This window comes from Pseudomonas sp. TMW22080, from assembly GCF_022496745.1.
GTDB lineage: Bacteria > Pseudomonadota > Gammaproteobacteria > Pseudomonadales > Pseudomonadaceae > Aquipseudomonas > Aquipseudomonas bubulae.
This window is the reverse complement of the sequence record NZ_SCFF01000005.1, coordinates 22,246-43,663: the sequence shown is the minus strand read 5'-3', so window position 1 is coordinate 43,663 and position 21,418 is coordinate 22,246. Positions and strand designations below refer to the sequence as shown.

General features: G+C 58.7%; 22 protein-coding genes and 1 pseudogene. 7 read left to right on the top strand and 16 right to left on the bottom strand.

Annotated features, from left to right (window positions below; all coding sequences use genetic code 11):
* The first annotated feature begins 14 nt into the window (after positions 1–14).
* Together lpoB and EQV96_RS17230 are read left to right on the top strand one after the other, a co-directional pair.
* Positions 15–602, top strand: a complete 588-nt coding sequence (gene lpoB / locus EQV96_RS17235) for a penicillin-binding protein activator LpoB (RefSeq protein ID WP_095017803.1) — start codon at positions 15–17, stop codon at positions 600–602.
* Between the two features lie 3 nt (positions 603–605).
* On the top strand, positions 606–1,352 hold the full coding sequence (locus EQV96_RS17230; RefSeq protein WP_095024230.1) for a penicillin-binding protein activator LpoB: 747 nt from the start codon (positions 606–608) through the stop codon (positions 1,350–1,352).
* A 38-nt stretch (positions 1,353–1,390) separates the two neighbouring features.
* Here EQV96_RS17230 and EQV96_RS17225 read toward each other — a convergent pair whose 3' ends face one another.
* From EQV96_RS17225 to EQV96_RS17205, 5 genes are all read right to left on the bottom strand, one after another.
* On the bottom strand, positions 1,391–2,275 hold the full coding sequence (locus EQV96_RS17225; protein WP_095000685.1) for a LysR family transcriptional regulator: 885 nt from the start codon (positions 2,273–2,275) through the stop codon (positions 1,391–1,393).
* Between the two features lie 10 nt (positions 2,276–2,285).
* Positions 2,286–2,975 carry a cysteine hydrolase family protein gene (locus tag EQV96_RS17220; protein ID WP_232527664.1) on the bottom strand — a complete coding sequence of 230 codons (690 nt, stop codon included), beginning with the start codon at positions 2,973–2,975 and terminating at the stop codon, positions 2,286–2,288.
* A 121-nt stretch (positions 2,976–3,096) separates the two neighbouring features.
* A complete protein-coding gene (locus tag EQV96_RS17215; RefSeq protein WP_095000684.1) occupies positions 3,097–3,729 on the bottom strand; it encodes a LysE family transporter in 633 nt (210 codons plus the stop codon).
* Positions 3,730–3,829: 100 nt separating this feature from the next.
* Positions 3,830–4,387, bottom strand: a complete 558-nt coding sequence (locus EQV96_RS17210) for a mechanosensitive ion channel family protein (RefSeq protein WP_095000683.1) — start codon at positions 4,385–4,387, stop codon at positions 3,830–3,832.
* Entirely contained in the window at positions 4,387–6,297 is a 1,911-nt protein-coding gene (locus EQV96_RS17205) for an ATP-binding cassette domain-containing protein (RefSeq protein WP_095000682.1), read from the bottom strand. The genes EQV96_RS17210 and EQV96_RS17205 overlap by 1 nt, the downstream gene beginning before the upstream one ends.
* A gap of 50 nt (positions 6,298–6,347) precedes the next feature.
* On the opposite strand from EQV96_RS17205, the gene EQV96_RS17200 reads away from it, so the two are divergent.
* Positions 6,348–6,812, top strand: a complete 465-nt coding sequence (locus tag EQV96_RS17200) for a TIGR02444 family protein (RefSeq protein ID WP_240882207.1) — start codon at positions 6,348–6,350, stop codon at positions 6,810–6,812.
* On the opposite strand, the gene EQV96_RS17195 is transcribed toward EQV96_RS17200, so the two are convergent.
* Positions 6,809–7,765, bottom strand: a complete 957-nt coding sequence (locus EQV96_RS17195; protein WP_240882206.1) for an AlgP family protein — start codon at positions 7,763–7,765, stop codon at positions 6,809–6,811. The two genes, EQV96_RS17200 and EQV96_RS17195, sit on opposite strands and share 4 nt — an antisense overlap.
* 248 nt (positions 7,766–8,013) lie before the next feature.
* On the opposite strand from EQV96_RS17195, the gene EQV96_RS17190 reads away from it, so the two are divergent.
* Complete coding sequence (locus EQV96_RS17190; protein WP_095000678.1) at positions 8,014–8,679, top strand: FKBP-type peptidyl-prolyl cis-trans isomerase; 666 nt, start codon at positions 8,014–8,016, stop codon at positions 8,677–8,679.
* Positions 8,680–8,738: 59 nt separating this feature from the next.
* On the opposite strand, the gene rsd is transcribed toward EQV96_RS17190, so the two are convergent.
* The 8 genes and pseudogenes from rsd to EQV96_RS17150 all read right to left on the bottom strand — a co-directional run.
* Positions 8,739–9,209 (bottom strand): sigma D regulator, encoded by a 471-nt coding sequence (gene rsd / locus EQV96_RS17185; RefSeq protein ID WP_095017807.1) that lies wholly within the window; start codon positions 9,207–9,209, stop codon positions 8,739–8,741.
* 190 nt (positions 9,210–9,399) lie between these two features.
* Entirely contained in the window at positions 9,400–9,927 is a 528-nt protein-coding gene (locus EQV96_RS17180; protein WP_095017808.1) for a disulfide bond formation protein B, read from the bottom strand.
* A gap of 220 nt (positions 9,928–10,147) precedes the next feature.
* Complete coding sequence (locus tag EQV96_RS17175) at positions 10,148–11,389, bottom strand: heme biosynthesis protein HemY (protein WP_095000675.1); 1,242 nt, start codon at positions 11,387–11,389, stop codon at positions 10,148–10,150.
* Positions 11,386–12,513 carry a uroporphyrinogen-III C-methyltransferase gene (locus tag EQV96_RS17170; protein WP_095025169.1) on the bottom strand — a complete coding sequence of 376 codons (1,128 nt, stop codon included), beginning with the start codon at positions 12,511–12,513 and terminating at the stop codon, positions 11,386–11,388. The genes EQV96_RS17175 and EQV96_RS17170 overlap by 4 nt, the downstream gene beginning before the upstream one ends.
* Before the next feature lie 16 nt (positions 12,514–12,529).
* Positions 12,530–13,297 (bottom strand): uroporphyrinogen-III synthase, encoded by a 768-nt coding sequence (locus tag EQV96_RS17165; RefSeq protein ID WP_095000673.1) that lies wholly within the window; start codon positions 13,295–13,297, stop codon positions 12,530–12,532.
* Positions 13,294–14,235, bottom strand: a complete 942-nt coding sequence (gene hemC, locus EQV96_RS17160) for a hydroxymethylbilane synthase (protein WP_095000672.1) — start codon at positions 14,233–14,235, stop codon at positions 13,294–13,296. The genes EQV96_RS17165 and hemC overlap by 4 nt, the downstream gene beginning before the upstream one ends.
* Before the next feature lie 126 nt (positions 14,236–14,361).
* On the bottom strand, positions 14,362–15,108 hold the full coding sequence (locus EQV96_RS17155; protein ID WP_095000671.1) for a LytTR family DNA-binding domain-containing protein: 747 nt from the start codon (positions 15,106–15,108) through the stop codon (positions 14,362–14,364).
* Positions 15,105–15,236 (bottom strand): annotated as a pseudogene (locus EQV96_RS17150) (sensor histidine kinase); the annotation flags it as partial. The gene EQV96_RS17155 and the pseudogene EQV96_RS17150, both read right to left, overlap by 4 nt.
* Before the next feature lie 257 nt (positions 15,237–15,493).
* Here EQV96_RS17150 and argH point away from each other — a divergent pair.
* A complete protein-coding gene (argH, locus tag EQV96_RS17145; RefSeq protein ID WP_095000670.1) occupies positions 15,494–16,888 on the top strand; it encodes an argininosuccinate lyase in 1,395 nt (464 codons plus the stop codon).
* Positions 16,889–17,031: 143 nt separating this feature from the next.
* Here argH and EQV96_RS17140 read toward each other — a convergent pair whose 3' ends face one another.
* Positions 17,032–17,691: a glutathione S-transferase gene (locus tag EQV96_RS17140; protein ID WP_240882205.1), complete on the bottom strand. Its 660-nt coding sequence runs from the start codon at positions 17,689–17,691 to the stop codon at positions 17,032–17,034.
* A gap of 125 nt (positions 17,692–17,816) precedes the next feature.
* Here EQV96_RS17140 and EQV96_RS17135 point away from each other — a divergent pair, with 125 nt between their 5' ends.
* A complete protein-coding gene (locus EQV96_RS17135) occupies positions 17,817–18,101 on the top strand; it encodes a hypothetical protein (RefSeq protein WP_016782995.1) in 285 nt (94 codons plus the stop codon).
* A 7-nt stretch (positions 18,102–18,108) separates the two neighbouring features.
* On the opposite strand, the gene dibA is transcribed toward EQV96_RS17135, so the two are convergent.
* Positions 18,109–20,031 (bottom strand): phosphodiesterase DibA, encoded by a 1,923-nt coding sequence (gene dibA / locus EQV96_RS17130; protein ID WP_095017810.1) that lies wholly within the window; start codon positions 20,029–20,031, stop codon positions 18,109–18,111.
* 149 nt (positions 20,032–20,180) lie between these two features.
* Between dibA and desA the strand changes: the two genes are divergently transcribed.
* Positions 20,181–21,365, top strand: coding sequence for a delta-9 fatty acid desaturase DesA (gene desA / locus EQV96_RS17125; protein WP_165446538.1), 1,185 nt, complete (start codon positions 20,181–20,183; stop codon positions 21,363–21,365).
* Positions 21,366–21,418: the final 53 nt, after the last annotated feature.

Here is a 21,418-nt window from a genome sequence, read left to right as displayed (position 1 = left end):
TGGAGAGCTATTCCATGCTTGCACGCACTTCATTACTCGCCCTTATGCTGATTCTGATCAGCGGGTGTTCCAACACTTCGCCAGTCATCGGCGGCAAAAACATAGCTTATGGCGACACCAAGGCTGTGGAACTGATCACCAATGAATTTGGCTCGACTGACCTGCAGATGATCGCCGAAAGCATGACACGCTCCCTTGCGCAGTCCGGCATTCTTCAGGGAAGACCGGTGGTGCAGGTCTACGATGTGAAAAACAAAACCAGCGAGTACATCGACACCCGCCAGATAACAACGTCGATAAAAACCCAACTGATGAAAACTGGCACCGTTCGTTTTGCGAGCGACAACACCGACATGCAAAGCCAGGTCGACCAACTTCAGTTGCAAAACCAAAGCGGCTTGTACAAAAAAACGACGATCAGCAAGACCGGTAACATGATCGCAGCCAAATACCGCCTCGAAGGCTCCATTACCTCGATTGTGAAGCGCAGCAAGGACTTCAAAGATGTTTTCTACACATTCAACCTGCAACTGGTCGATCTCGAAAGCGGCCTGGCGGAATGGATGGACGACAAAGAAATCCGCAAAACAACGGAGCGCTAAGCGATGCGTATCTGGATATGCGTTATCAGCCTGCTCTGTATCTGGGAAGTTCAAGCTGCCCCCAAAATAGCCGTGACCGACCTGGCTTATGAGACCCGCGTACAGCAATACGTCCAGTCAACCACTGCACGTAACCGTTTTCAGTCCGGCCCGTACAACGCCAATGGCTCGGCGAGCTACCAAACGTACGAGAACCGCAACAGCTACATCCAGCAAAACGAGTTGCGCAATTTCAGTGGCGATATCAAAGGAAAGATTCTCAAATCCGGGTTGTTCCGACTGGTGCAGGCCACGCCTTACAAAGCCAGCGACAAAACGGATGTTTATGACGTCATCAAGCGCATAAAGGCCGGTCATTTCAAAGGCGCCGACTACGTTCTGTTTGGCACGGTGTCTGACATTGATTTCACCCGGGACCTCAACGCACTGGCCAATACCAGGAGTTATTCGGCGATACTGGGGTTGACGCTGGTTGCTGACTTCAGCCTGATCAACACCCGTACCCTTGAGGTCACCTCAGCATTCACTGCCATGGGTAAAGGGGAGGACATCAAACTGACAAACCGCCACGATCTCAGAGTGTCCCTTAACCGGCCCCAGGTTATACGCGACGTAGCCGCAACCCTTGGCGAGGACGTGGTACGGCAACTACAAGAGCAACTGACAGGCATTGCACCTCAGCCGCCAAAGAGCGCGCCAGCACCACTCAACAGACTACCCGAGGATGAAGCTGCGGTGATTCTGCGCTGAGCCCTGAGCACAAGCCAGTTGTCGCTCAACAGCTGAGATCAGACCGACGTGTAATGCTGAGCCATGAACTCGACAAAAACACGCACTTTGGGGGCCAGAAGGCGGGCGTGCGGATAGAGGGCAAAGTAATGACGCTGGCCTGCGTTGTAGTCGGGAAGAATCTGTACCAACTGGCCGCTTTGCAAGTTCTGTTGCACCGTCGCCCGTGTGAACGCGGCAATGCCCAGACCGGCCAACGCGGCGCTGTGGAGGGAGGTAATGGTGTCGGTTTTGAAACGTCCGTTGAGCGCCACCACCACGGTATCAGCCCGCGCCGAATTCAACCGCCACTCATTGCTCCCCGTAAAACCGAGTAACTGATGGGTAGCCAGCTCGTCGACCTGGCGTGGCAAGCCTTGGCGACTGACATAACCGGGTGCAGCCACCAGAATCAGATCGGATACGGTCAGTTTCTTGGCCACCAGCGAGGAGTCTTCCAGGGGGCCGCTGATGCGCAGTGCAAGGTCGAAGCGCTCAGCCACCAGATCAACAAAACGGTCCTCGCAGGACAGGTCTACCCGGATCTTGGGGTAGCGTTGCTGGAACCCGGGCAACCAATTGCCCAACTCCAGCGTCCCGATCACCAAAGGCACGCTGATACGCAGAGTCCCTGACGGTTCGCTGCCATCGTCGGCAACAGCCAACGCCGCTTGGTCGAGCCGCTGCAAAATGTCGAGGCAGGCCGCGTGATAGCGCTCCCCTGCCTCAGTCAGGCTCAAGTGCCGGGTTGTGCGGTTGATCAACCGCACACCGAGTTGTGCCTCCAGATGCTGTAAATGCCGGGACAATGTCGAAGACGTGGTTTCCCATTGCTCGGCTGCTGCCGAAAATCCACGATTCTCGACGATGCAGCAAAACGCCCGCATGGCCAGCAACTGATTCATCGATTGAGCTTCACTTTAGAGGCAATTTAACGATCTGCGCCGTAGTCATGACGTCGCCAAAGGTGTCTTCGACTGAAGCCAGGGCTGCGCGGTGCAGGCTATTTGCATCAATGCTCGAGCCGTCTGCCCGGGTAATACTGCGGGTAGCGGAAGCATCAGATGCTACCACGACCTGGTACCCCAGCGGCGCAGCGTCCCGAGCGCCGCCGGCCACGCAGGCATGGGTCATCAGGCCGGCAATAATTACCGTCTTGATGCCTTTTTCCTTCAGCAGGCGGTCCAGTTCAGTGCTGCCAAAAACGCTCACGGTGGTTTTTTGCAACACCGTATCACCCGCGCGAGGCAGCATCTGCGGGTGGAATTTCACACCTTCGCCGTCCAGCGCAAAAACCGCTGAGCCCGCCGGGGCGATATGCTGAATCTGATAAACCGGAATCCTGGCCTTGTCCGCGAATGCAATAAGCTCGCGAGCCTTGTTGAGTGCCTTCTGGCCGTCCGGGATCGGCAACCGGCCGGTGAAGTACTCCTGCTGAAAATCAATCACCAGTAAAGCCGTAGAGGCCGGGTCAAGACGATCAATCGGAACAGCGCCAGACATGGCACGGATAGTGGGGTTGGGATTGACGGCAGGCTCAGCCGCGATGGCTGAAGTTGCCGCCAGACTCAGACAGGCGAGCAATGAGGACAGTAGTTTGGGCATTGTAAAAGTCATATGAACCTCTGGTTTGGAATGATGCAACGGAGGGTAAAAGTCTAAAAAGACCGATACCTCGCAACAACGCCAGGGCGCGCATATGACTTATGCGCTTTTTGCACAGATTTCAGTTTGTAGCGCGATGCAACGTCGCCAGAAAACCCGCCGCGCCAACAAACAGACCGGCAAAGGTGCGGTTCATCCGGCGCTGTTGTTGCGGCGTACGCAGCAGACGCAGGACCTTGGACGCCAACCCTGTGTAACCGGCCATGACGATCAGGTCGACGCAGATCATGGTCACGCCCAACGTCAGGTATTGGGACACCAGCGGCGCTGCCGGGTTTACGAACTGCGGCAGCACCGCGAGCATGAACACCAGCGCCTTGGGGTTGCTGACGTTGACCAGAAAGCCGCGAAATACGAGAGCCAGCGGCTTGCCGATGGGACGCACGGCGGCGTCATCGCTCAGATCAGCCGGCAGGGCACGCCACTGTTTGACGGCGAGGTAAACAAGGTAAGCCACGCCGAACCATTTGATGGCATAGAAAGCGGTAGACGAGGCTGCAAGGATGGCGCCGACACCGGCTGCGACAATGGCGATTTGCAACGCCAGGCCCAGTTGCAGGCCCAGGGCATTCCAGTAACCGCGCCAGAAACCATACTGCAGACCGCACGACATCGAAGCAATCGCGCCAGCGCCGGGGGACAGGCTGATCACCCAACAGGCAGCAAAAAAGGCCAACCACGTTTCCAACGACATCGCACACCTCGGACAAGATCTGTAACAAGTCCCTTAAGCTAATGCGTTGGTTGAAAATTGACCACAAATTTCTGAGGGTAGTTTTGACTCTGCGGGAGCGTTACAGGTCGCTTTCTCGCCAGCGGCGTACCGAGCGCTGGAAGAACAGACTGTTGGGGACTTGCACCATGCTGCTACCACTGCCCGATTCAGCGGGCTCGATCAGCGTGGTGTAAAGCAGATTGATGGCCACCACACGACCTTTGACGCCGGGCTTGTCCAGCGTGTCGAGCAACTCCACCACGTCGCCAATGCGAAACGGCCCCACAGTAAAGATCAACACTGCACACAGCAGATTGGAAAGCACGCTCCACATGGCGAAGAAGGCAATCGCCGCCACCGCCACAAAGCCCGACAGCGCCGTCCACAACACGGTGGCCGAAACCCCCAGACGTTCCAGCACGACGATCACCGCACTGCCCATGATGAACCAGCGCAAACCGCCGCGCAGCGGCATCATCAGCTGTGGCGGGAACGGATAACGCTCGCCCAGCCGCGTCAGGAAGCGCGCCACGACACGTTGGGAGAAGTAACCCGCCAACAGAATCAGCAAAATCTGCACACCGATCCACAGCGGTGCGATCAGTTCGGCGGGCACTGGCAAGTGCAGGGCTTCCATCAGGACAGGGCTTCCAGTTCTGCTTGCATGGACTCAAGCAATTCCAGCGCTTCCATCCACCGCTCTTCCAGCTGGCTTTCGAGCACTTTGAGCTTGGCCTGTTCCGCCAGCAGATCACGCAATTCATCTTTGCGCGCAGCTTCGTAAACGGCACTGTCGCCCAGGCTGGTTTCGATTTTCGCCAGCTTTTCGTTGACCTTGCCCAGCTCGCTCTCAAGCTTGTCAGCTTCGCGTTTATGCGGTGCCAGCTGCTGACGCAACGCTGCAGCGGCCTGACGTTGAGCCTTTTTATCGGTCTTGTCAGGGTTGACCAGCGTGGTGCTGACCGGCGCATTGCGCAAACGGTAGTCGGCCAGCCAGCGCGCGTAGTCTTCGAGGTCGCCGTCAAATTCCTGAACCTTGCCATCGGCAACCAGCAGGAACTCATCCGTAGTGCTCTTGAGCAGATGGCGATCGTGGGACACCACCAGCACCGCGCCGCTGAACTCTTGCAGAGCCATGGTCAGCGCCAGACGCATTTCCAGATCGAGGTGGTTGGTCGGTTCGTCGAGCAGCAACAGATTCGGGCGGCCCCAGGCTATCAATGCCAGCGCCAGGCGGGCTTTTTCGCCACCGGAGAAGTTCAGTACCGGCTCGTCGATCCGCGCACCCCGGAAGTCGAAACCACCGAGGAAGTCGCGCAGGGTCTGTTCGCGCTCGGTCGGCGCCAGACGCTGCATATGCAGCAACGGGCTGGCCTTGGAATCCAGTGAGTCGAGCTGATGTTGGGCAAAATAGCCAACCACCAGATTCTCGCCACGGGCCAACCGACCCGACAGTGGCTCCAACTCGCCTGCGAGGTTTTTGATCAGGGTCGACTTACCCGCGCCGTTTGGCCCGAGCAAGCCAATACGGGCGCCCGGAACCAGTTGCAGCTTGACCTTCTCGAGGATGGTTTTGTCGCCATAACCCAGGCGCGCATCGGACAAGTCGAGCAACGGGCTGGAGAGCTTGACCGCTTCGCGGAACACGAAGTCGAACGGCGAATCCACATGGGCCGCGCTCAGCTCTTCCATACGCTCAAGGGCCTTGATCCGGCTCTGCGCCTGACGGGCCTTGGTGGCCTGGGCCTTGAAGCGGGCGATATAGCTTTCCATATGCGCACGTTGCGCCTGTTGCTTTTCGTAGGCCTGTTGCTGCTGGGCCAGACGTTCGGCACGGGCACGCTCAAATGCGCTGTAACCACCGCGATAGAGGGTGATTTTGCGTTGATCGACGTGGGCAATGTTGTCGACCACGGCATCCAGGAAGTCCCGATCGTGAGAGATCAGCAGCAAGGTGCCAGGGTAATTCTTGAGGAAGTCTTCAAGCCAGAGAATGGCGTCGAGATCCAGGTGGTTGGTCGGTTCATCGAGCAACAACAGATCCGACGGGCACATCAGGGCCTGAGCCAGGTTCAGGCGCATCCGCCAGCCACCGGAAAAATCGGCAACCGGGCGATCCATCTGTTCGTTGGTAAAGCCCAGTCCGGCGAGCATTTTGCGCGCCCGTGCATCGGCGGTGTAGCCGTCGGCGCTGTCCAGCTCGGAGTGCAGGCGCGCTTGCGCAGCACCGTCCTCGTCAGCTTCGGCCCTGGCAAGATCAGCTTGCACCTGGCGCAATCGCTGGTCGCCATCGAGCACATAGTCGATCGCAATGCGGTCGAGGGTGTCGATTTCCTGGCGCATATGGGCGATCCGCCAGTCGGCCGGGAGCAGACAATCCCCGGAATCAGGCGTCAACTCACCCAGCAGCAAGGCGAACAAAGTGGATTTACCGGCGCCATTGGCGCCGACCAGACCGGCTTTGTGGCCGGCGTGCAGGGTCAGCTCGGCGTCTTCTAGCAGACGTTGCGGGCCACGCTGTAAAGTCAGGTTCTGAAGTCGGATCATAATGGCGGCGGAGTCTACCAGCTTCCCTCTCAACTGGCGCGAATTGCACTATGCAGACTGACCTGTGGAATTACTGTTTGAACCTCTATGCCCGACCTGGGGTGGAGCAGGCCTGCCTGCAATTGCAGGACCAGGGTGTGGATGTGTGTGTGCTGCTGTGTGCAGCCTGGCTTGAGGAGCGCGGCGTGGCCTTCGACAAGGCGCGCCTTGGGCAACTGAATGCCTGTGCCGGACCCTGGCAGAACGAAGTGGTTCAGCCGTTACGACAACTGCGAACACGCTGGCGCGAAGCAGCCGCGCACGACGATGCACTGGCGACGCTGCGCGTGCAGGTCAAGGCATTGGAGCTGGAGGCCGAACGGATGTTGTTGCGGCGCCTGGAATCCGTGACTCATGGCTGGTCGAAAACGCAATCGCAGGATACCTGCGCCTGGCTGCAGAAGATGACGGTCGATGCCGGTCACCCTGATTGCGACGCGCTGCATACGCTGCGCGTCGCAATCAATCGCGCTTAAGAAGCGCTGGCTGGGGTCGTAGCCGAGTTTGTAGCGGTTACCGGAGTTGACGCCGGGGTTGTAGCGGGTGCCGCGGCGGCGGACGTCACGGCGGGCTTGGCCGGAGCCGTGGCCGGTTTGGCAGCTGCTGGCCTTCTTGCGGCAGGCTTGGCTGCTGCAGGTTTAGCCGCTGCGGGTTTTGCCGCAGGCTTGGCCGCTGCAGGTTTGGCCGTTGCGGGTTTTGCCGCAGGCTTGGCCGTTGCGGGCTTGGCCGCTGCGGTTTTAGCGGCAGGTTTGGCCGCTGCAGGTTTAGCAGCAGGTTTGGCCGCCGCTTTTACCGGGGCTTTTGCTGGTACTGGTTTGGCTACTGCGGGTTTGGCGGTCGGTTTTGCCGCAGCCGTTTTGGACACTGCCGGCTTGGCCGCTACGGTTTTTGCAGCAACTGGCTTGGTCGCAGGCTTAGCCGCCGCTACTTTGCCGGCAGGCTTGGCGGCTGCTTTGGCCGGAGCTTTGGCCGGAGCCTTGGCAACCCCTTTGGCAGCCGGTTTTTTCGCTGCCGCTGCAGGCTTGGCATCGCGACTCGACAAAGCCTTGCCAACAGCCTCTTTGACTCGACCGATACCTTGGGCCAACTTCAGGCTTTCTTGAGCATCACGTTTGAGTTGCAGAATATAAGTGCGCGTTTCGCTTTGACGGTCTTTGAGTGAGTCGAGCAGTTGCTCGAGCTCTTTGACCCCAGACTTGGCCTTGGCCTGAGCCTTGGATTTTCCGGCGTTGGCGGCGTCTTGCAGTTTTGCACGTGACTTGTGCAGTTTTTCCTGCGCTTTACCGCGCTGCTTTTCAAGCTTGGCGAGCAGTTTCTCAGCATCAGCCAACGCTTGGGAGCAAGCGTTTTCCAAATGCTCAAGCAGACTGCCTGAGAGCTGTTGGAGCAAGTGCAACGGCGTATTTACGGGCTTCTTATTGGCCGACATGGTTTACCTCCTGGCTGAAGTGAGTGCGGCTCATACTAGACCTCTGCAACTACCGCCGCTAGGGCATGTTGACACTAAGGATAGCTGCACGTTGCATGACGTCGAAAAACTTGTGCTGGATCAATCTTTAACGGCCAAGCCAGCTAAATTCAAAGAGTGCCCAAACGTCTTTTAGCCCCTTCGAATTAAAACATCGGCGCCGCTCGGGCGCTGGCATAATCGCTCGCACATCACGCCGGAGAACCACCATGCCGCGTTACATGTTTTGGATGTTGTTGTGCCTTGCGCCTGTGGCTGACGCAGCCCCCTCTCCCTCCCCCGACGACGCCCGCGATCTGGCCTACAGCATGGGCGCCAGCCTGGGCGAACGCTTGCGCCAGGAAGTCCCCGAGCTACAGATCCAGGCACTGATCGAGGGCCTGCACACCGCCTACCAAGGCAAACCGCTGGCCCTGACAGATGAGCGCATCGGCCAGATTCTGGCGCAGCATCAGGCTCAAACAGATCCCGGGCAGGCCTCGTCAGGCATCAACGCCGCCCTGAGCGCTGAAGAAGTTTTTTTGCTGGTCGAAAAACAGCAACCCCAGGCTCGCGAGCTGGCCGACGGCATCATCCTGACCGAACTAAAACCCGGCAAAGGCGCCAAGCCCGGCCCACAGGATTCGGTGTATGTGAGCTATGTGGGCCTACTGCCCGATGGCACCGTGTTCGACCACAGCACCCAACCACAATGGTTTCGCCTGGGCAGCGTTATCGCCGGCTGGCGCAGTGCATTGGTACAGATGCCGGTGGGTGCGAAATGGCGGCTGGCGATACCTTCAAGCCAAGCTTACGGCACCCAGGGGGCCGGGGATCTGATTGCCCCCAATACACCACTGGTGTTTGAAATCGAACTGTTCGCTACCCGAAAGTAACCGTCCCGGAAATAAAAAACGGCGCGCCATTGCGCACCGTTTTTTAAATGGATTGTTGCTTAAGCCTGAGCGGCTTCCTTCTGCTTGTGCGCGCTGTGCAGCACTTCGATCAAGCAGTCTTCAAGCTCAAAACGCTCATCAAGCAGAGCGCCCAAAACCTTGATCTCTTCTGCCAGCTTGTCACAGTCAGGGCGATGGGCCTTACCATCACAATGATCGTTGAAAGCCAGGGCAGCCTCCGTAATCACGTTGATACGCGGATAGATGGTCTCTGCCAGGGCAAGCCCGCGCTCGTCATTGAAGGCCTTGGCCTCCTGATTCAGCTGCTCGTAAATCTCGAAATGGCCTGCGGACACATAATCGACCAGCAGCTGGCAAAACTCTTTTTGAGGCCCGCGTTTGGGATTGTTTTGCTGCTCCAGCAGAGCCGCATAAGCCTTCACAAGTTTACGGCGCTCAAGCAACCAGCGGTCTACCAGTTGGTGGACGCCGTTGAATCGTTCCTGAGCACTCTCGCATCTTTCGAGCATGATGATCTCTCTTCCCTTGTGGGCCCATGCCACCCGACATCAGCCAGGCCTGTGTGAACCAAAACCTGCACGATTGCACGGGCATTGGGCGGCATAACTCCGTGATACGTGCGGGCCAGATTATGCCCGCTTGCCAACTGCTTCAAGGTACCCACGAGAGAAAATTCATACAAGTGTTTAATCCCAAGTGCTACTTCACGTCGCAGTCACGGGGTAATTTGTCCCTGGCAATCGAGCGACTGATCTGAAAGATGGCAAGAACAAGCAGCCCGATAAAGGCCAGCAAGCTCAACTCGGGAATGCTCAAGTCAAAGATGGTCCAGTGAATATGTGTGCAGTCCTCACTGCCACGATAAATCATCGAAATGATTTCACTCGGCGACATGTCGCGCCAGATGCAGGCCAGCTCTGGCTGACAGAGCATCAGTTGATCTGGCGCCAGCTCTTGCAGCCATACCTGCCTCAAGGCACTCGCCGCGCCACCCAGCGCGAACAACATGGAGGCAAGGGAGTAACACAACATGCCAAAACCTTTGGGGCCATGGGCAAAAGCCACCAGGTTGACGAGGCAGAAATCCAGCAAGAAAAAACGCTGAACCTGACATAGCGAACAAGGCTTGAGCCCGGGCCCGTACTCGAGATAAAAAGTGCCGCCCATTACCAAGGCGCCTACTACAAAGGCTAAAAAGAAAATAAAACGTGAAGCTGCCAAGAACATGGCTTTTCCATGACAAAAGAGACAGTGGGTTACGGTAGATGAAAGCCATTAGCCCTTTCAAGGTGACCCTAAGCGGATAGTTCTCGAAGAAACCAAGGAAACCCCAACAGAAACACTAAGCCTTTAGAACAAATCATGTAGGAAAAGGCAGATTGCCCCTCGCTCGCTCAATACTGCAGGCAGCCCCACGTGTGCCGAAACACACGCCAGGCTGACCTCTTCACAGGGTCGTGGCAGTGACTGGCAAGGGGGATGCGAGCAAACGCTCATCCAGCAAATTCAGCCCTTCCTGAAAAAGCTGATTACTGCGCCCGGTATCTCCCAACTGGGCCAGCAGTCGCGCCAGCTCGGCACAGGTTTCGGGGTTGCGCTCCACCTTGAGGCTGCTTTCAAGGTAATCCCGCGCTTTGCCCCACAAGCTGTTTTGCAGGCACAGGCGACCCAGGGTCAACAGCAGGCTGGCATCGCCGGGATGGCTCTTGAGCCAGCCTTCGGCGGCCTGCAACTGCTTCACCGGGTCACTGCCGCGCAGCAAGCCATAGAGGCGCACAAGATGGCTGTCATAACTGCGCTTGAGCGCCCCGCGCAAGACTTCTTCGGCTTCAGTTTGCGCGCCCAGCTGGCGCAATTGCTCGGCATAGGCCAGCACGAGCGCGGGCTCCTGGCGCTGGGCCGAGGTAAGCTGTTGCCAGGCGCGTTGAAGTGACTGCAACCCCGCCTCGCCTTCGCTTTCACGCTGGGCCGCCAGGCTCAGATTCTGCCCCCAGGCCCGTCGCTCCAGCTCGGCCAGCTCCTTGGGCGGCAATACCTTGTCCTTGCGCAGCTCTGGCAACAGGCGGATCAACGCCGTCCAGTCGCCACGCTGCTGGTGCAGACGCTGCAGCTGGCGCAACACCTGAACATTGTGTGGATGGCGCTCGTGCATGGCCTGCAAGGTCACCAGCGCGCCCTCGGTGTCAGCACGGTCCACCTGCAACTGGGCATGGCTCAGGGCAATGGCCAGTTCGGCCTGAGGCTGGCGTTCCAGCGCTCGCTCCAGCAGGTTGTCGCTTTCTTCGTAGTGCCCCTGCTCGTTGGCCGCTCGTGCAGCCCCCAGGTAGTAGAGCAATGGCTGCGGCTCGGCTTCGGCGGCACGGGCCAGATGCTTCTGTGCGCTGGCCCAGCGGCCCTCGGCAAGGTCCATCTGGCCTTGCTCGATGGCGATCTGCACTCGACGGCTGCGGTTGCGCCGCGACCACGGGTTGACCAGCCCTGTAGAAGCCGTCACCAGCTCCACCAGCAGCTTGACTCCCCACACCAGCAGCCACAGGACGGCCAGCAGCGCGAGCGTTGCCCAGACACTGGATTCGTAACGGAAATTTTTATAGGCGATCAGCACATAGCCCGCATCTTCAGCAATTGCCAGGCCGATGCAGGCCGCAGCTGCAATCAACAAGAACACAATCACGTAGAAGCGCTTCATGGAAGTGCCTCCTGCGCCGGGCTGGCAGCCGCTTTGACCGGCTCTTGCGCACGCACATGCCGACGCTCAAGGTAGGCCTGTACCGCGCTCAAGGCAGCCGCAAGGTCCGGGGTTTTTACCGTAACCGGCTGCTTGCCGAGTTCAATCACTTGCTCGAGGATTTTTTTGCTCTGCGGGTTATCCGCATTGAAGTTGCCCTTGAGCACATCTTGCGCCTGCGCCAGGGCCTGGGTGTAAACCGACTCCTGGCCATTGAGCGCCGCCCACTGGGCTTGCTCCAGCGCCAGGCTCAAGGCCAGGCGAACCTGGGTCAGGCTTTGGCCAGCCAACAGGGGGCGCACATTTTTGTCGGCATTGAAGTCGATGCGGATGTAGTGCGAGATCTCCTCCCACCACCGGGACCAACGGCTCGCGCCATCGCCATCAGCGGTGAGGCTGGCCAGCGAGTCACCCTGGTTCTGATAGGCCGGGGCCAGCGCACTGAGTTGCGCCACTTGATCACGCAAGGCCGCCAACTGCAAAAACAGTCCGGTGCGGTCCGGCTGCTCAACACTGCGCAATGCAGTCAGGCTTTTGGCCAGTTGCTCACGAGCGGCGAATGAACCCGGATCGTTCTGCTCACGCAAAATCGCGTCCGCGCCCTGTACCAGTGCCTGGGCGCTGGTGACGTCTTGCAGGGCCGACAAGCGCAAGGTGGCAAGACGCAACAAGTGCTCGGCCTCGGCCAGGCGCCAGTCTTTGCGGCTTTCGCCCAGCACGGTTTCCAGGCGCTGGTTCAGGCGCTGCTGATCGCCTTGCAGCTGCACGACCAATTGGCGCTGATTATCCAGTTCACTGGCCGAAGGCAGTTGGTTGAGCCGCGCCAGCAGCTTCTGCTCGCCCTGCTTGATCGAAAGCGTTTGCGCGGCCAGGGCCGGTACGTCGCTCAGCTGCTCTGCGGTGGCAGCTTGCAGTTGACGCACCTGCCATACCCCCCAGCCGCCGACAGCAACACCGGCGGCGCCGAGCAACAGGGCGAAAACCGCCAGGCCATTGCCTCGACCCTGTGGTGCAGGTTCGGTTTTTTTAGCCGGCGCTTCTGGCGCGGACTGCACGTGTTCTTTGGACAAGACTGTTTCGCTCACGAATCCATCCTTTGCATTAGAAAGCAGGTGCGGGATGCTCCCGCAGCGCCGCCAGCAAAGCCGTGGCGCTTGCACCACGACAATCCACAACATGTTGCGCCCCGGCGCTGCGAGCCAGCTCAGCAACCCGCGGGCTTGGAACAAACAACGGCAGGCACCCAAGCATGGGCCAGGAATCGCCTGCCATCTGCCGTAAATGTTCAAAACCCTGCCCACTGCTGACCACCAGCGCGTTCAGGCGTTCCACTTCAACCCGCCGGGACAGGGTTGCAGGCGGGTATGACGGCAGTACGCGGCGGTAGACTTCAAGGTAGTCGACCTGCGCGCCAATGCTGCGCAGACGATCCGCGAGCAACTCGCGACCACCCTCCCCACGCAGGATCAACACGCTGGGCTGATCCCCCCCCACTGCAGACTTGAACTCGGGCATCGCCAGCAGCGCCTCGCTGTCATCACCCCGTTGAGGGTAGCTAACATCGAGGCCGTAATCGGCGAGAATCTGCGCCGTCGCGGCGCCAACGCTAAACCACTTCTGCCGGGGCGCATGCGGCCAGTACTGGCTGACCAGCTCAAGCCCCAGGCGCGCCGCAGGCTTGCTGACCACAATCACTGCGCAATACCGGTCAAGACCCGCAATCAGCGCACGCTGAGCATCAGTCATAGTCAACGGGCTGATCGCCAGCAGTGGCAAGCTGCTGCTATATATCCCGGCAGCCGCCAGCTCAGCGGCCAGCGCGGCCGATTCCTCGGCTGGCCGGGTCAGCAGCAAGCGCCAGCCTGTCACTCGTGACCTGCCTCACCATAAACGGCTTTGAGAATATCCCCAGCCCCTTGGGCCAGCAGAGCCTCAGCCACTTGCACACCCAACTCACTGGCGTGTGCACGCGGCGCACGGGCGTCGGCACTGAGCAACACACCGCCACTCGGCTCGCCGACCAGGCCGCGCAGCCAGATTTGCTCGCCTTCAAGCACGGCATAACAGGCAATCGGCACTTGGCAGCCACCGTTGAGATGCTTGTTCAGCGCACGCTCGGCCGTAACGCGCACGGCCGTATCGGCGTGATGCAAAGGCGTCAGCAGGGCATGGATTTCGGGATCTGCGCTGCGGCATTCGATACCCACTGCGCCTTGGCCACCGGCTGGCAAGCTGTCTTCGATGCTGATAGGTGAAGTGATGCGCTGTTCAAAACCGAGGCGAATCAGGCCGGCAGCCGCGAGGATAATGGCGTCGTATTCACCTGCATCGAGCTTGGCCAGACGGGTATTGACGTTGCCACGCAGAAAGCGGATTTGCAGGTCCGGACGGCGAGTCAGCAACTGGGCCTGACGGCGCAGGCTCGACGTGCCGACAATGCTGCCCTGAGGCAAATCGTCGAGGCTGGCATAGGTGTTGGAAACGAAGGCGTCACGCGGATCTTCGCGCTCGCAAATGCAAAACAGACCCAGGCCTTCAGGGAAGTCCATCGGTACGTCTTTCATGGAGTGCACGGCGATGTCTGCTTCGTTTTCGAGCAGGGCTGTTTCCAGCTCCTTGACGAAGAGCCCCTTGCCGCCAATTTTCGACAGCGGCGAGTCCAGCAGCTTGTCACCACGGCTGACCATGGGCACCAGCGTCACCAAAATACCGGGGTGAGCCTGCTCTAAACGGGCTTTAACGTATTCGGCCTGCCAAAGAGCCAGGGCGCTTTTACGGGTAGCGATGCGGATTTCGCGAGAGGACATGGATCAATCCGTACTGAAAAGATACGGCTGATAATAACAGCTCAGCCAAAACAGCTTTGACTTGTATCAGAAAGTCCTCGGCCTCCCTGGCCCAAAAACGGCGTATCCACGCCTTTTGAGCACGAATTACAGTTGCTGCATCATCTTGCGAACACCCGCCACATGCCTGCGGCTCACAATCAGCGCATCCCCGTTCAGGCCGCGCAGGAACAGCTGGAAATGCCCAAGGGGCGTGCGTTGCAAGCGCTCGATGCGGTCTCGGGCCACCAGTGCATTACGGTGAATACGCACAAAGCGTTCACCAAACTCGTCTTCGAGTGCCTTGAGCGGCTCGTCGAGCAGAACTTCACCGCCAGCGTGACGCAATGTCACGTATTTGTGGTCAGCGATAAAGTAGATCACCTGGTCGATAGGGATCAGCTCAATGCCTTTTCGGGTTCTGGCACTGATATGACTGCGTGGGCCACTGCCGGTTTGCGCGGCAGGCCGGGTGAGTGCAGCCAGCTGGATGCGGTTGGGCCGGTGCGCCTCTTTCAGGGCAGCACGCAGGGCATCTGCGGTGACCGGCTTGAGCACATAGCTGACACCGCTCTCTTGCAGGGCCTGTACGGAAAACTCGTCAGGCGCCACGCAAAACACCACCGAAGGCGGTAGCTCGCGCTCGCACAATTTGGCTGCAACCTGCAACCCGTCGAGGCCTGGCAGGCGGATATCGAGCAAAACGACATCCGGTTTCAGGCTTTCGATCAGGTTAAGTGCCTCTTCGCCATTAGTGGCGCCAGGCTCCAGCAACGTATAGCCCCCGAGCGTGCTGAGCAAATGGCTCAAATGCTCGCGGGCCAGGGTTTCGTCATCAACGATCAGGACATTCATATAGCGCTGTATTCCTGCGTGAGTCTCGCACAAGGATAGCGTAGACAGGTGATGTGACGACTGTCACGGCGATCCACGCTAAGACTAGCGCGAAGGCCAAAAAGTGCCGCAAACCTCACAGCAATATTCACCTGCCTCGATTGCTCGATTTAATACCGGATACGTCTGGCAATCTACAAAGACCTGCTATGACTGATCCATACGACCAACTGTAGACGGTTGCCAAGGCGAAAGTATTCAAACGATACATTTCCTTTCGGAAATTTATTTATACCGCACTTCACACAAAAACCTGCCGAGCTGCGTCAACGCCATGAATGGCAACCCTGTTATGATTCGCGGTAACTATTTGTGTAACTCCCCTCAGCCGATTACGAGCGAATCCATGAGCACCGACAAGACCAATCAGTCCTGGGGCGGCCGCTTCAGTGAACCCGTCGACGCCTTCGTTGCGCGTTTCACCGCCTCCGTCACTTTCGACCAGCGCCTTTATCGCCATGACATCATGGGCTCCGTGGCTCACGCCACGATGCTGGCCAAGGTCGGCGTGCTGACCGATGCCGAACGCGACAGCATCATCGACGGCCTCAAAACCATCCAGAGCGAAATCGAAGCCGGTACGTTTGACTGGCGCATCGATCTGGAAGACGTGCACATGAACATCGAGGCGCGTCTGACCGACCGCATCGGCGTGACCGGCAAAAAACTGCACACCGGCCGTAGCCGTAATGACCAGGTTGCGACCGATATCCGCCTGTGGCTACGTGACGAAATCGATCTGATCCTGGCCGAGATCACCCGCCTGCAAAAAGGCCTGCTGGAACAGGCAGAGCGTGAAGCCGAGACCATCATGCCCGGCTTTACCCACCTGCAGACCGCACAGCCGGTAACATTTGGTCACCATATGCTGGCCTGGTTCGAGATGCTCAGCCGCGATTACGAGCGCCTGGTCGACTGCCGCAAACGCACCAACCGTATGCCTCTGGGCAGCGCCGCACTGGCCGGCACCACCTACCCGATCGACCGCGAATTCACCGCACAACTGCTGGGCTTTGACGCCGTGGGCGGCAACTCGCTGGACAACGTCTCCGATCGCGATTTCGCCATCGAATTCTGCGCCGCCGCCAGCATCGCGATGATGCACTTGTCGCGCTTCTCCGAAGAGCTGGTGCTATGGACCAGCGCGCAATTCCAGTTTATCGACCTGCCCGACCGCTTCTGCACCGGCAGCTCGATCATGCCGCAAAAGAAAAACCCCGACGTGCCGGAATTGGTACGTGGCAAAAGCGGCCGTGTATTCGGTGCGCTGATGGGCCTGCTGACCCTGATGAAAGGCCAGCCATTGGCCTACAACAAGGATAACCAGGAAGACAAGGAACCCCTGTTCGACGCCGCCGACACCTTGCGCGACTCGCTGCGCGCCTTTGCCGACATGATCCCGGCGATCAAGCCCAAGCACGCGATCATGCGTGAAGCGGCGCTGCGTGGTTTCTCCACCGCGACCGATCTGGCCGACTACCTGGTGCGCCGTGGCCTGCCGTTCCGTGACTGCCACGAAATCGTCGGCCACGCTGTGAAGTACGGCGTTGAAACCGGCAAGGACCTGGCGGAAATGAGCCTCGAAGAACTGCGTCAGTTCAGCGATCAGATCGAAGACGATGTGTTTGCCGTACTGACCCTTGAAGGTTCGGTCAATGCCCGTGATCACATCGGCGGCACTGCGCCGGCGCAGGTGAAAGCGGCAGTAGTTCGCGGCAAGGCGCTGCTGGCCAGCCGTTAAACCTCAAAGCGGCGCCCCTGTGGGAGCGAGCCTGCTGGCGAAAGGTGTTATGGATAACGCGTTTTGCTGGATAAACGCGATGTTCTTGAGACCTTCGCGAGCAGGCTCGCTCCCACAATAGGGGGCGACACCCTGTGTACTGGTTATTTCTTGCTGCTGATCCACGCCAGGAACTGCGGCATGGCGGCGTCCTTGTCCGCGGCGATTTTCTGCACGTGCGGGTTTTGCTGCAGACGCTCCAGCAATGCCTTGGCCCCCGGCATGTCGGCCAGCAGGTCGAGACCAAACACCTTGTGTGCGACGCCACAGGCCAGATCAACGCTGAAGGCGAAGTAGATATCCGCCACGCTCAGGGTCTCGCCCGCGACATAAGGCGCGAACTTGCTGTGACGGCCCAGGGAGGCGATACCGTCGAGCAGCTCGGTGCGGGCCTTTTCCTTGATCGCGTCGGGCACTTGCATGCCGAAAAACGCCTCGGGGTAACAGGCGCGGGCAGGCAACTCGATATACAGCTCGATTTCCTTGGCCAGTGCCAACACCTGCGCACGCTCAAACGGATCCACTGGTAGCAGCCTGAGGCCCGATTGGGTTTGCTCGATATATTCCAGGATCACGCTGGTTTCGTTGATAAACCCTTGTTCAACGCCCAGTGCCGGGACTTTGCCGCGGGGGCTGATGGCCAGCGCCTCAGGGGTCTTGCCAGCGAAAAACGGCACTTCTTCAAAGGGCACGCCCTTTTCCAGCAGCGCCAGCTTGACCATGTTGTAGTAGTTGCTGACTGCGAATCCATAAAGCTTGAGCATTACAAAGCCTCCAGGCCGTGTTGGGGTTGGCAGCAGCTGTTATAGAGCTTCGCCATCAGGCTGGCTAGCAGCATCAGCATCCTGAATACCGTTAGACTGCCAACCTTTACCCAAGGAGCCTGCCCATGAGCGAGCCAACCGATATCGACAACGAAGAAGAAGAGTTCGCCGAATCCACCCTGATTCAGGCGATTGAAAACCAGATTGAAAGCGACAACCCGCCTGCTGCCAAAGCCACGTTCAACAAACTGACCCTGGTCGGCTACGAGCGCGACGATATTCTGCAGATGATGGCCCATGTGTTGGCCGTGGAGATTGACGCGATCCTCGAAGAAGATCGCGCCTTTAACACTGAGTGGTACGAAGCCGCACTGCGCGCGCTGCCGACCCTGCCGCCAGAAAAGGACTAAGCCCGGTTCAGGGGCGAATTGCCGGCGCCCGCTGCCAGTCCAGATCCTTGGCAGGCATCGGACGCCCAAACCAGTAGCCCTGGCCCAGGTTGCAGTCAAGGTCGAGCAGGAACTGCGCCTGCTCAACCTGCTCTATCCCTTCGGCATGCACCTCCAGGCCCATGCTTTGACCCAGTGCGATAACCGCTCGCACGATCGCCACATCATCATTGTCCCCAGGCAAGCCGGCGACAAAGCCCTGATCGATTTTCAGCTTCTGCACAGGCAGGCGCTTGAGTCGCAGCAAAGATGAAAAACCGGTGCCGAAATCATCGATGGCCAGGCGCAAACCCAGCACCCGCAGACGATGCATCTGCTCCAGGGCCACTTGCGAGTTGTCCATCACCGCACTTTCGGTCACTTCAAGCTCCAGCAAGGCCGGATCCAGCCCGGTGTCTGCCAGTACCGTTGAAACCAGCGAAAACAGCTCGGGACGGGCAAACAGTCGGCTGGAAATATTCACCGCCACAAACGACAGTTCCACACCTGCAGCCTGCCACTGAACCATCTGCCAACAGGCTTGTTCCAGCACCCAGGCGTCAATCTCGGCGATCAACCCGGTACGTTCCGCGATCGGGATAAACTCACCCGGTGACAACAGCCCCCGCAGCGGGTGCTCCCAGCGCACCAGTGCTTCAACGCCAATCAGGCGGCTGGTTTTAAGGTTGTGCACCGGCTGGTAGTACACGCGCAGCTCGTGCTGCTCCAGGGCGCGGCGCAGATCGCTGGCCACCTCAACCCGGTATTGGGCATGGGCCGTCAGCTCCTCGGTGTACAAGGCATAACCCTCGCGTCCCGAACTTTTGGCCTTGAACAAAGCCGAGTCGGCATTGCGCAGCAATTGCTCGGCGTTCAGAGCATCGCCAGGGAACACGCTGATGCCGACGCTGGCGCTGATAAACAGTTGATGCCTGTCGACATCGAACGGGCCTTTCATGACCTCCAGCACCTGCTGCGCAAGCCCGGCGGCCTGGCTCGCGTGCTCACAGCTGTCGACCAGCACGGCGAACTCATCACCGCCCAGCCGAGCCACGGTAAAGCCTTTGCCGAACACCCTGAGCAAACGCTCGGCCACCGCCTTGAGCAGCAGGTCACCGACGTTGTGGCCCAGGCTGTCATTGATGATCTTGAAGTGATCGAGGTCGATCATCAGCAGAGCACAGCCGGTCTGGTGGCGTTGCGCAGAAGCCAGCGCCTGCTCGGTGCGGTCGGTGAACAGCAGACGGTTGGGCAGGTCAGTCAGGGGATCATGGTGAACCAGACGTGCGAGCTCGGTCTGGGAGTTCTTGATCGCGGAGATATCCGAAAAAACCGCGACATAGTGACTGACCTGGCCCTTGTCATCGGTAATCGAGCGCACGGTCTGCCACTGCGGGTAGACCTCGCCGCTTTTGCGCCGGTTCCAGATTTCGCCGTGCCACTCGCCGCGCTCATCGATCGTCTTGAACATTGCCTGATAAAACGCGGGGCCGTGGCGACCCGACTTGAACATGTTCGGGCGTCGGCCAAGCACCTCTTCGGCCGGGTAGCCGGTTATTTCAACCAAGGCACGGTTGACGTGAACGATCACCCCGCGGCTGTCGCTGACCAGCACCCCTTCACGGGTGCAGTCAAACACCACCGCTGCCTGACGCAAGCGCTCCCTATCCTGAAGCTGGCGCTTCAGACCGGGGTTCATCCCCAAAAAATCGAACAAACGGGCCCGGGCGAAAAAAATCAGTACGGCGCTGAACAGGGCAAAAACATAGCCATTTACCTGCTGCCACCGCACCAACTGTGCTGAATCATCGAAATAACTGTTCAATAAATGATCAGTCACCAGCAGCCAGAAAACCGCTAGCAGCCCGTATAACAGGGCCGTACGCAAGGCATCGCGAGAAGAAACAGACATAAGAAAGTTAATGCGCCTACAAAAAAGTGGGAATTATAGTGTAAGAAACATCCGGGCACTCTTATCTGAAAGGCCGACTGGTTTTATCTGGCTGCATGGTGATAATGCGTGTTGCAGTTTTTTTCATCTTCCCGAGGGCCAAACAGCCTATGTGGTACAACGGTTTTCTCGACTTGTCAGCCTGGCAACTGGTGGCAGTCACTCTGTTGATGACCCACGTGACCATTATCGGTGTCACGGTTTATCTACACCGCTACTCAGCCCACCGCTCGCTTGAGCTCAATGGTGGCCTGAAACACTTTTTCCGCTTCTGGCTGTGGCTGACCACCGCGCAGAATACCCGTGAGTGGACAGCCATCCACCGCAAGCACCACGCCAAATGCGAAACCGTCGATGACCCGCACAGCCCGGTTATCAAAGGGTTATCGACCGTTTTGCGAAAAGGTGCAGAGCTGTATCGTGAAGAAGCGCAAAATCCTGAAACATTGCGTATTTATGGCAAAAACTGCCCTGAAGACTGGATTGAGCGAAACCTTTATTCGCGTTACAAAATGCTTGGCGTGGCGCTCATGCTGGTCATCGACCTGTTGCTGTTCGGTGCTATCGGCCTGACTATCTGGGCCATCCAGATGATGTGGATCCCGGTGTGGGCGGCAGGTGTGGTCAACGGTTTGGGTCACGCGGTGGGTTATCGCAACTTCGAATGCCGCGACGCAGCCACCAATCTGGTGCCTTGGGGCATCATCATTGGCGGTGAAGAGCTGCACAACAACCACCACACCTACCCCAACTCGGCCAAGATGTCGGTCAAGAAGTGGGAGTTCGACCTGGGTTGGGCCTGGATCAAGGTCTTCAGCTTTTTGCGCCTGGCCAAGGTTCAGCGTGTTGCGCCTATCGCCCACCGGGTGGAAGGCAAGGGCAATCTGGATATGGACACCGCCATGGCGATCCTCAACAACCGTTTCCAGATCATGGCGCAGTACCGCAAGCTGGTGATTGCACCGCTGGTGCAGCAAGAGCTGGCCAAGGTCGATCATTCGGTGCGTCATCAGTTCCGCCGCGCCAAGCGTCTGCTGTCGCGCGAAACCAGCCTGCTTGAAGACCGCCACCATCAGCGTATTGAAAAGATGCTGGAGCATAGCCACTCACTGAAAGTGATTTACGAGAAGCGGCTGGCCCTGCAACAGATCTGGGTCAAAACCAGCACCAACGGTCACGACATGCTGGCGGCGATCAAGGAATGGGTTCACGAGGCAGAAGCCAGCGGGATCCAGTCGCTGCGCGACTTTGCCCACCAGCTCAAGACCTACTCGCTGCGCCCTGCAGCGGTTTAAGAGCAAGCGCCCTCACCCTCTCCCGGAGGGAGAGGGTGCTGATCTTCAATGTG

What these genes read in the sequence shown, in the direction of transcription:
- lpoB (WP_095017803.1), top strand. Translation starts at nt 15, where the DNA reads ATGCTTGCACGCACTTCATTACTCGCCCTTATGCTGATTCTGATCAGC.
- EQV96_RS17230 (WP_095024230.1), top strand. Translation starts at nt 606, where the DNA reads ATGCGTATCTGGATATGCGTTATCAGCCTGCTCTGTATCTGGGAAGTT.
- EQV96_RS17225 (WP_095000685.1), bottom strand. Translation starts at nt 2,275, where the DNA reads ATGAATCAGTTGCTGGCCATGCGGGCGTTTTGCTGCATCGTCGAGAAT.
- EQV96_RS17220 (WP_232527664.1), bottom strand. Translation starts at nt 2,975, where the DNA reads ATGCCCAAACTACTGTCCTCATTGCTCGCCTGTCTGAGTCTGGCGGCA.
- EQV96_RS17215 (WP_095000684.1), bottom strand. Translation starts at nt 3,729, where the DNA reads ATGTCGTTGGAAACGTGGTTGGCCTTTTTTGCTGCCTGTTGGGTGATC.
- EQV96_RS17210 (WP_095000683.1), bottom strand. Translation starts at nt 4,387, where the DNA reads ATGGAAGCCCTGCACTTGCCAGTGCCCGCCGAACTGATCGCACCGCTG.
- EQV96_RS17205 (WP_095000682.1), bottom strand. Translation starts at nt 6,297, where the DNA reads ATGATCCGACTTCAGAACCTGACTTTACAGCGTGGCCCGCAACGTCTG.
- EQV96_RS17200 (WP_240882207.1), top strand. Translation starts at nt 6,348, where the DNA reads ATGCAGACTGACCTGTGGAATTACTGTTTGAACCTCTATGCCCGACCT.
- EQV96_RS17195 (WP_240882206.1), bottom strand. Translation starts at nt 7,765, where the DNA reads ATGTCGGCCAATAAGAAGCCCGTAAATACGCCGTTGCACTTGCTCCAA.
- EQV96_RS17190 (WP_095000678.1), top strand. Translation starts at nt 8,014, where the DNA reads ATGCCGCGTTACATGTTTTGGATGTTGTTGTGCCTTGCGCCTGTGGCT.
- rsd (WP_095017807.1), bottom strand. Translation starts at nt 9,209, where the DNA reads ATGCTCGAAAGATGCGAGAGTGCTCAGGAACGATTCAACGGCGTCCAC.
- EQV96_RS17180 (WP_095017808.1), bottom strand. Translation starts at nt 9,927, where the DNA reads ATGTTCTTGGCAGCTTCACGTTTTATTTTCTTTTTAGCCTTTGTAGTA.
- EQV96_RS17175 (WP_095000675.1), bottom strand. Translation starts at nt 11,389, where the DNA reads ATGAAGCGCTTCTACGTGATTGTGTTCTTGTTGATTGCAGCTGCGGCC.
- hemC (WP_095000672.1), bottom strand. Translation starts at nt 14,235, where the DNA reads ATGTCCTCTCGCGAAATCCGCATCGCTACCCGTAAAAGCGCCCTGGCT.
- EQV96_RS17155 (WP_095000671.1), bottom strand. Translation starts at nt 15,108, where the DNA reads ATGAATGTCCTGATCGTTGATGACGAAACCCTGGCCCGCGAGCATTTG.
- argH (WP_095000670.1), top strand. Translation starts at nt 15,494, where the DNA reads ATGAGCACCGACAAGACCAATCAGTCCTGGGGCGGCCGCTTCAGTGAA.
- EQV96_RS17140 (WP_240882205.1), bottom strand. Translation starts at nt 17,691, where the DNA reads ATGCTCAAGCTTTATGGATTCGCAGTCAGCAACTACTACAACATGGTC.
- EQV96_RS17135 (WP_016782995.1), top strand. Translation starts at nt 17,817, where the DNA reads ATGAGCGAGCCAACCGATATCGACAACGAAGAAGAAGAGTTCGCCGAA.
- dibA (WP_095017810.1), bottom strand. Translation starts at nt 20,031, where the DNA reads ATGTCTGTTTCTTCTCGCGATGCCTTGCGTACGGCCCTGTTATACGGG.
- desA (WP_165446538.1), top strand. Translation starts at nt 20,181, where the DNA reads ATGTGGTACAACGGTTTTCTCGACTTGTCAGCCTGGCAACTGGTGGCA.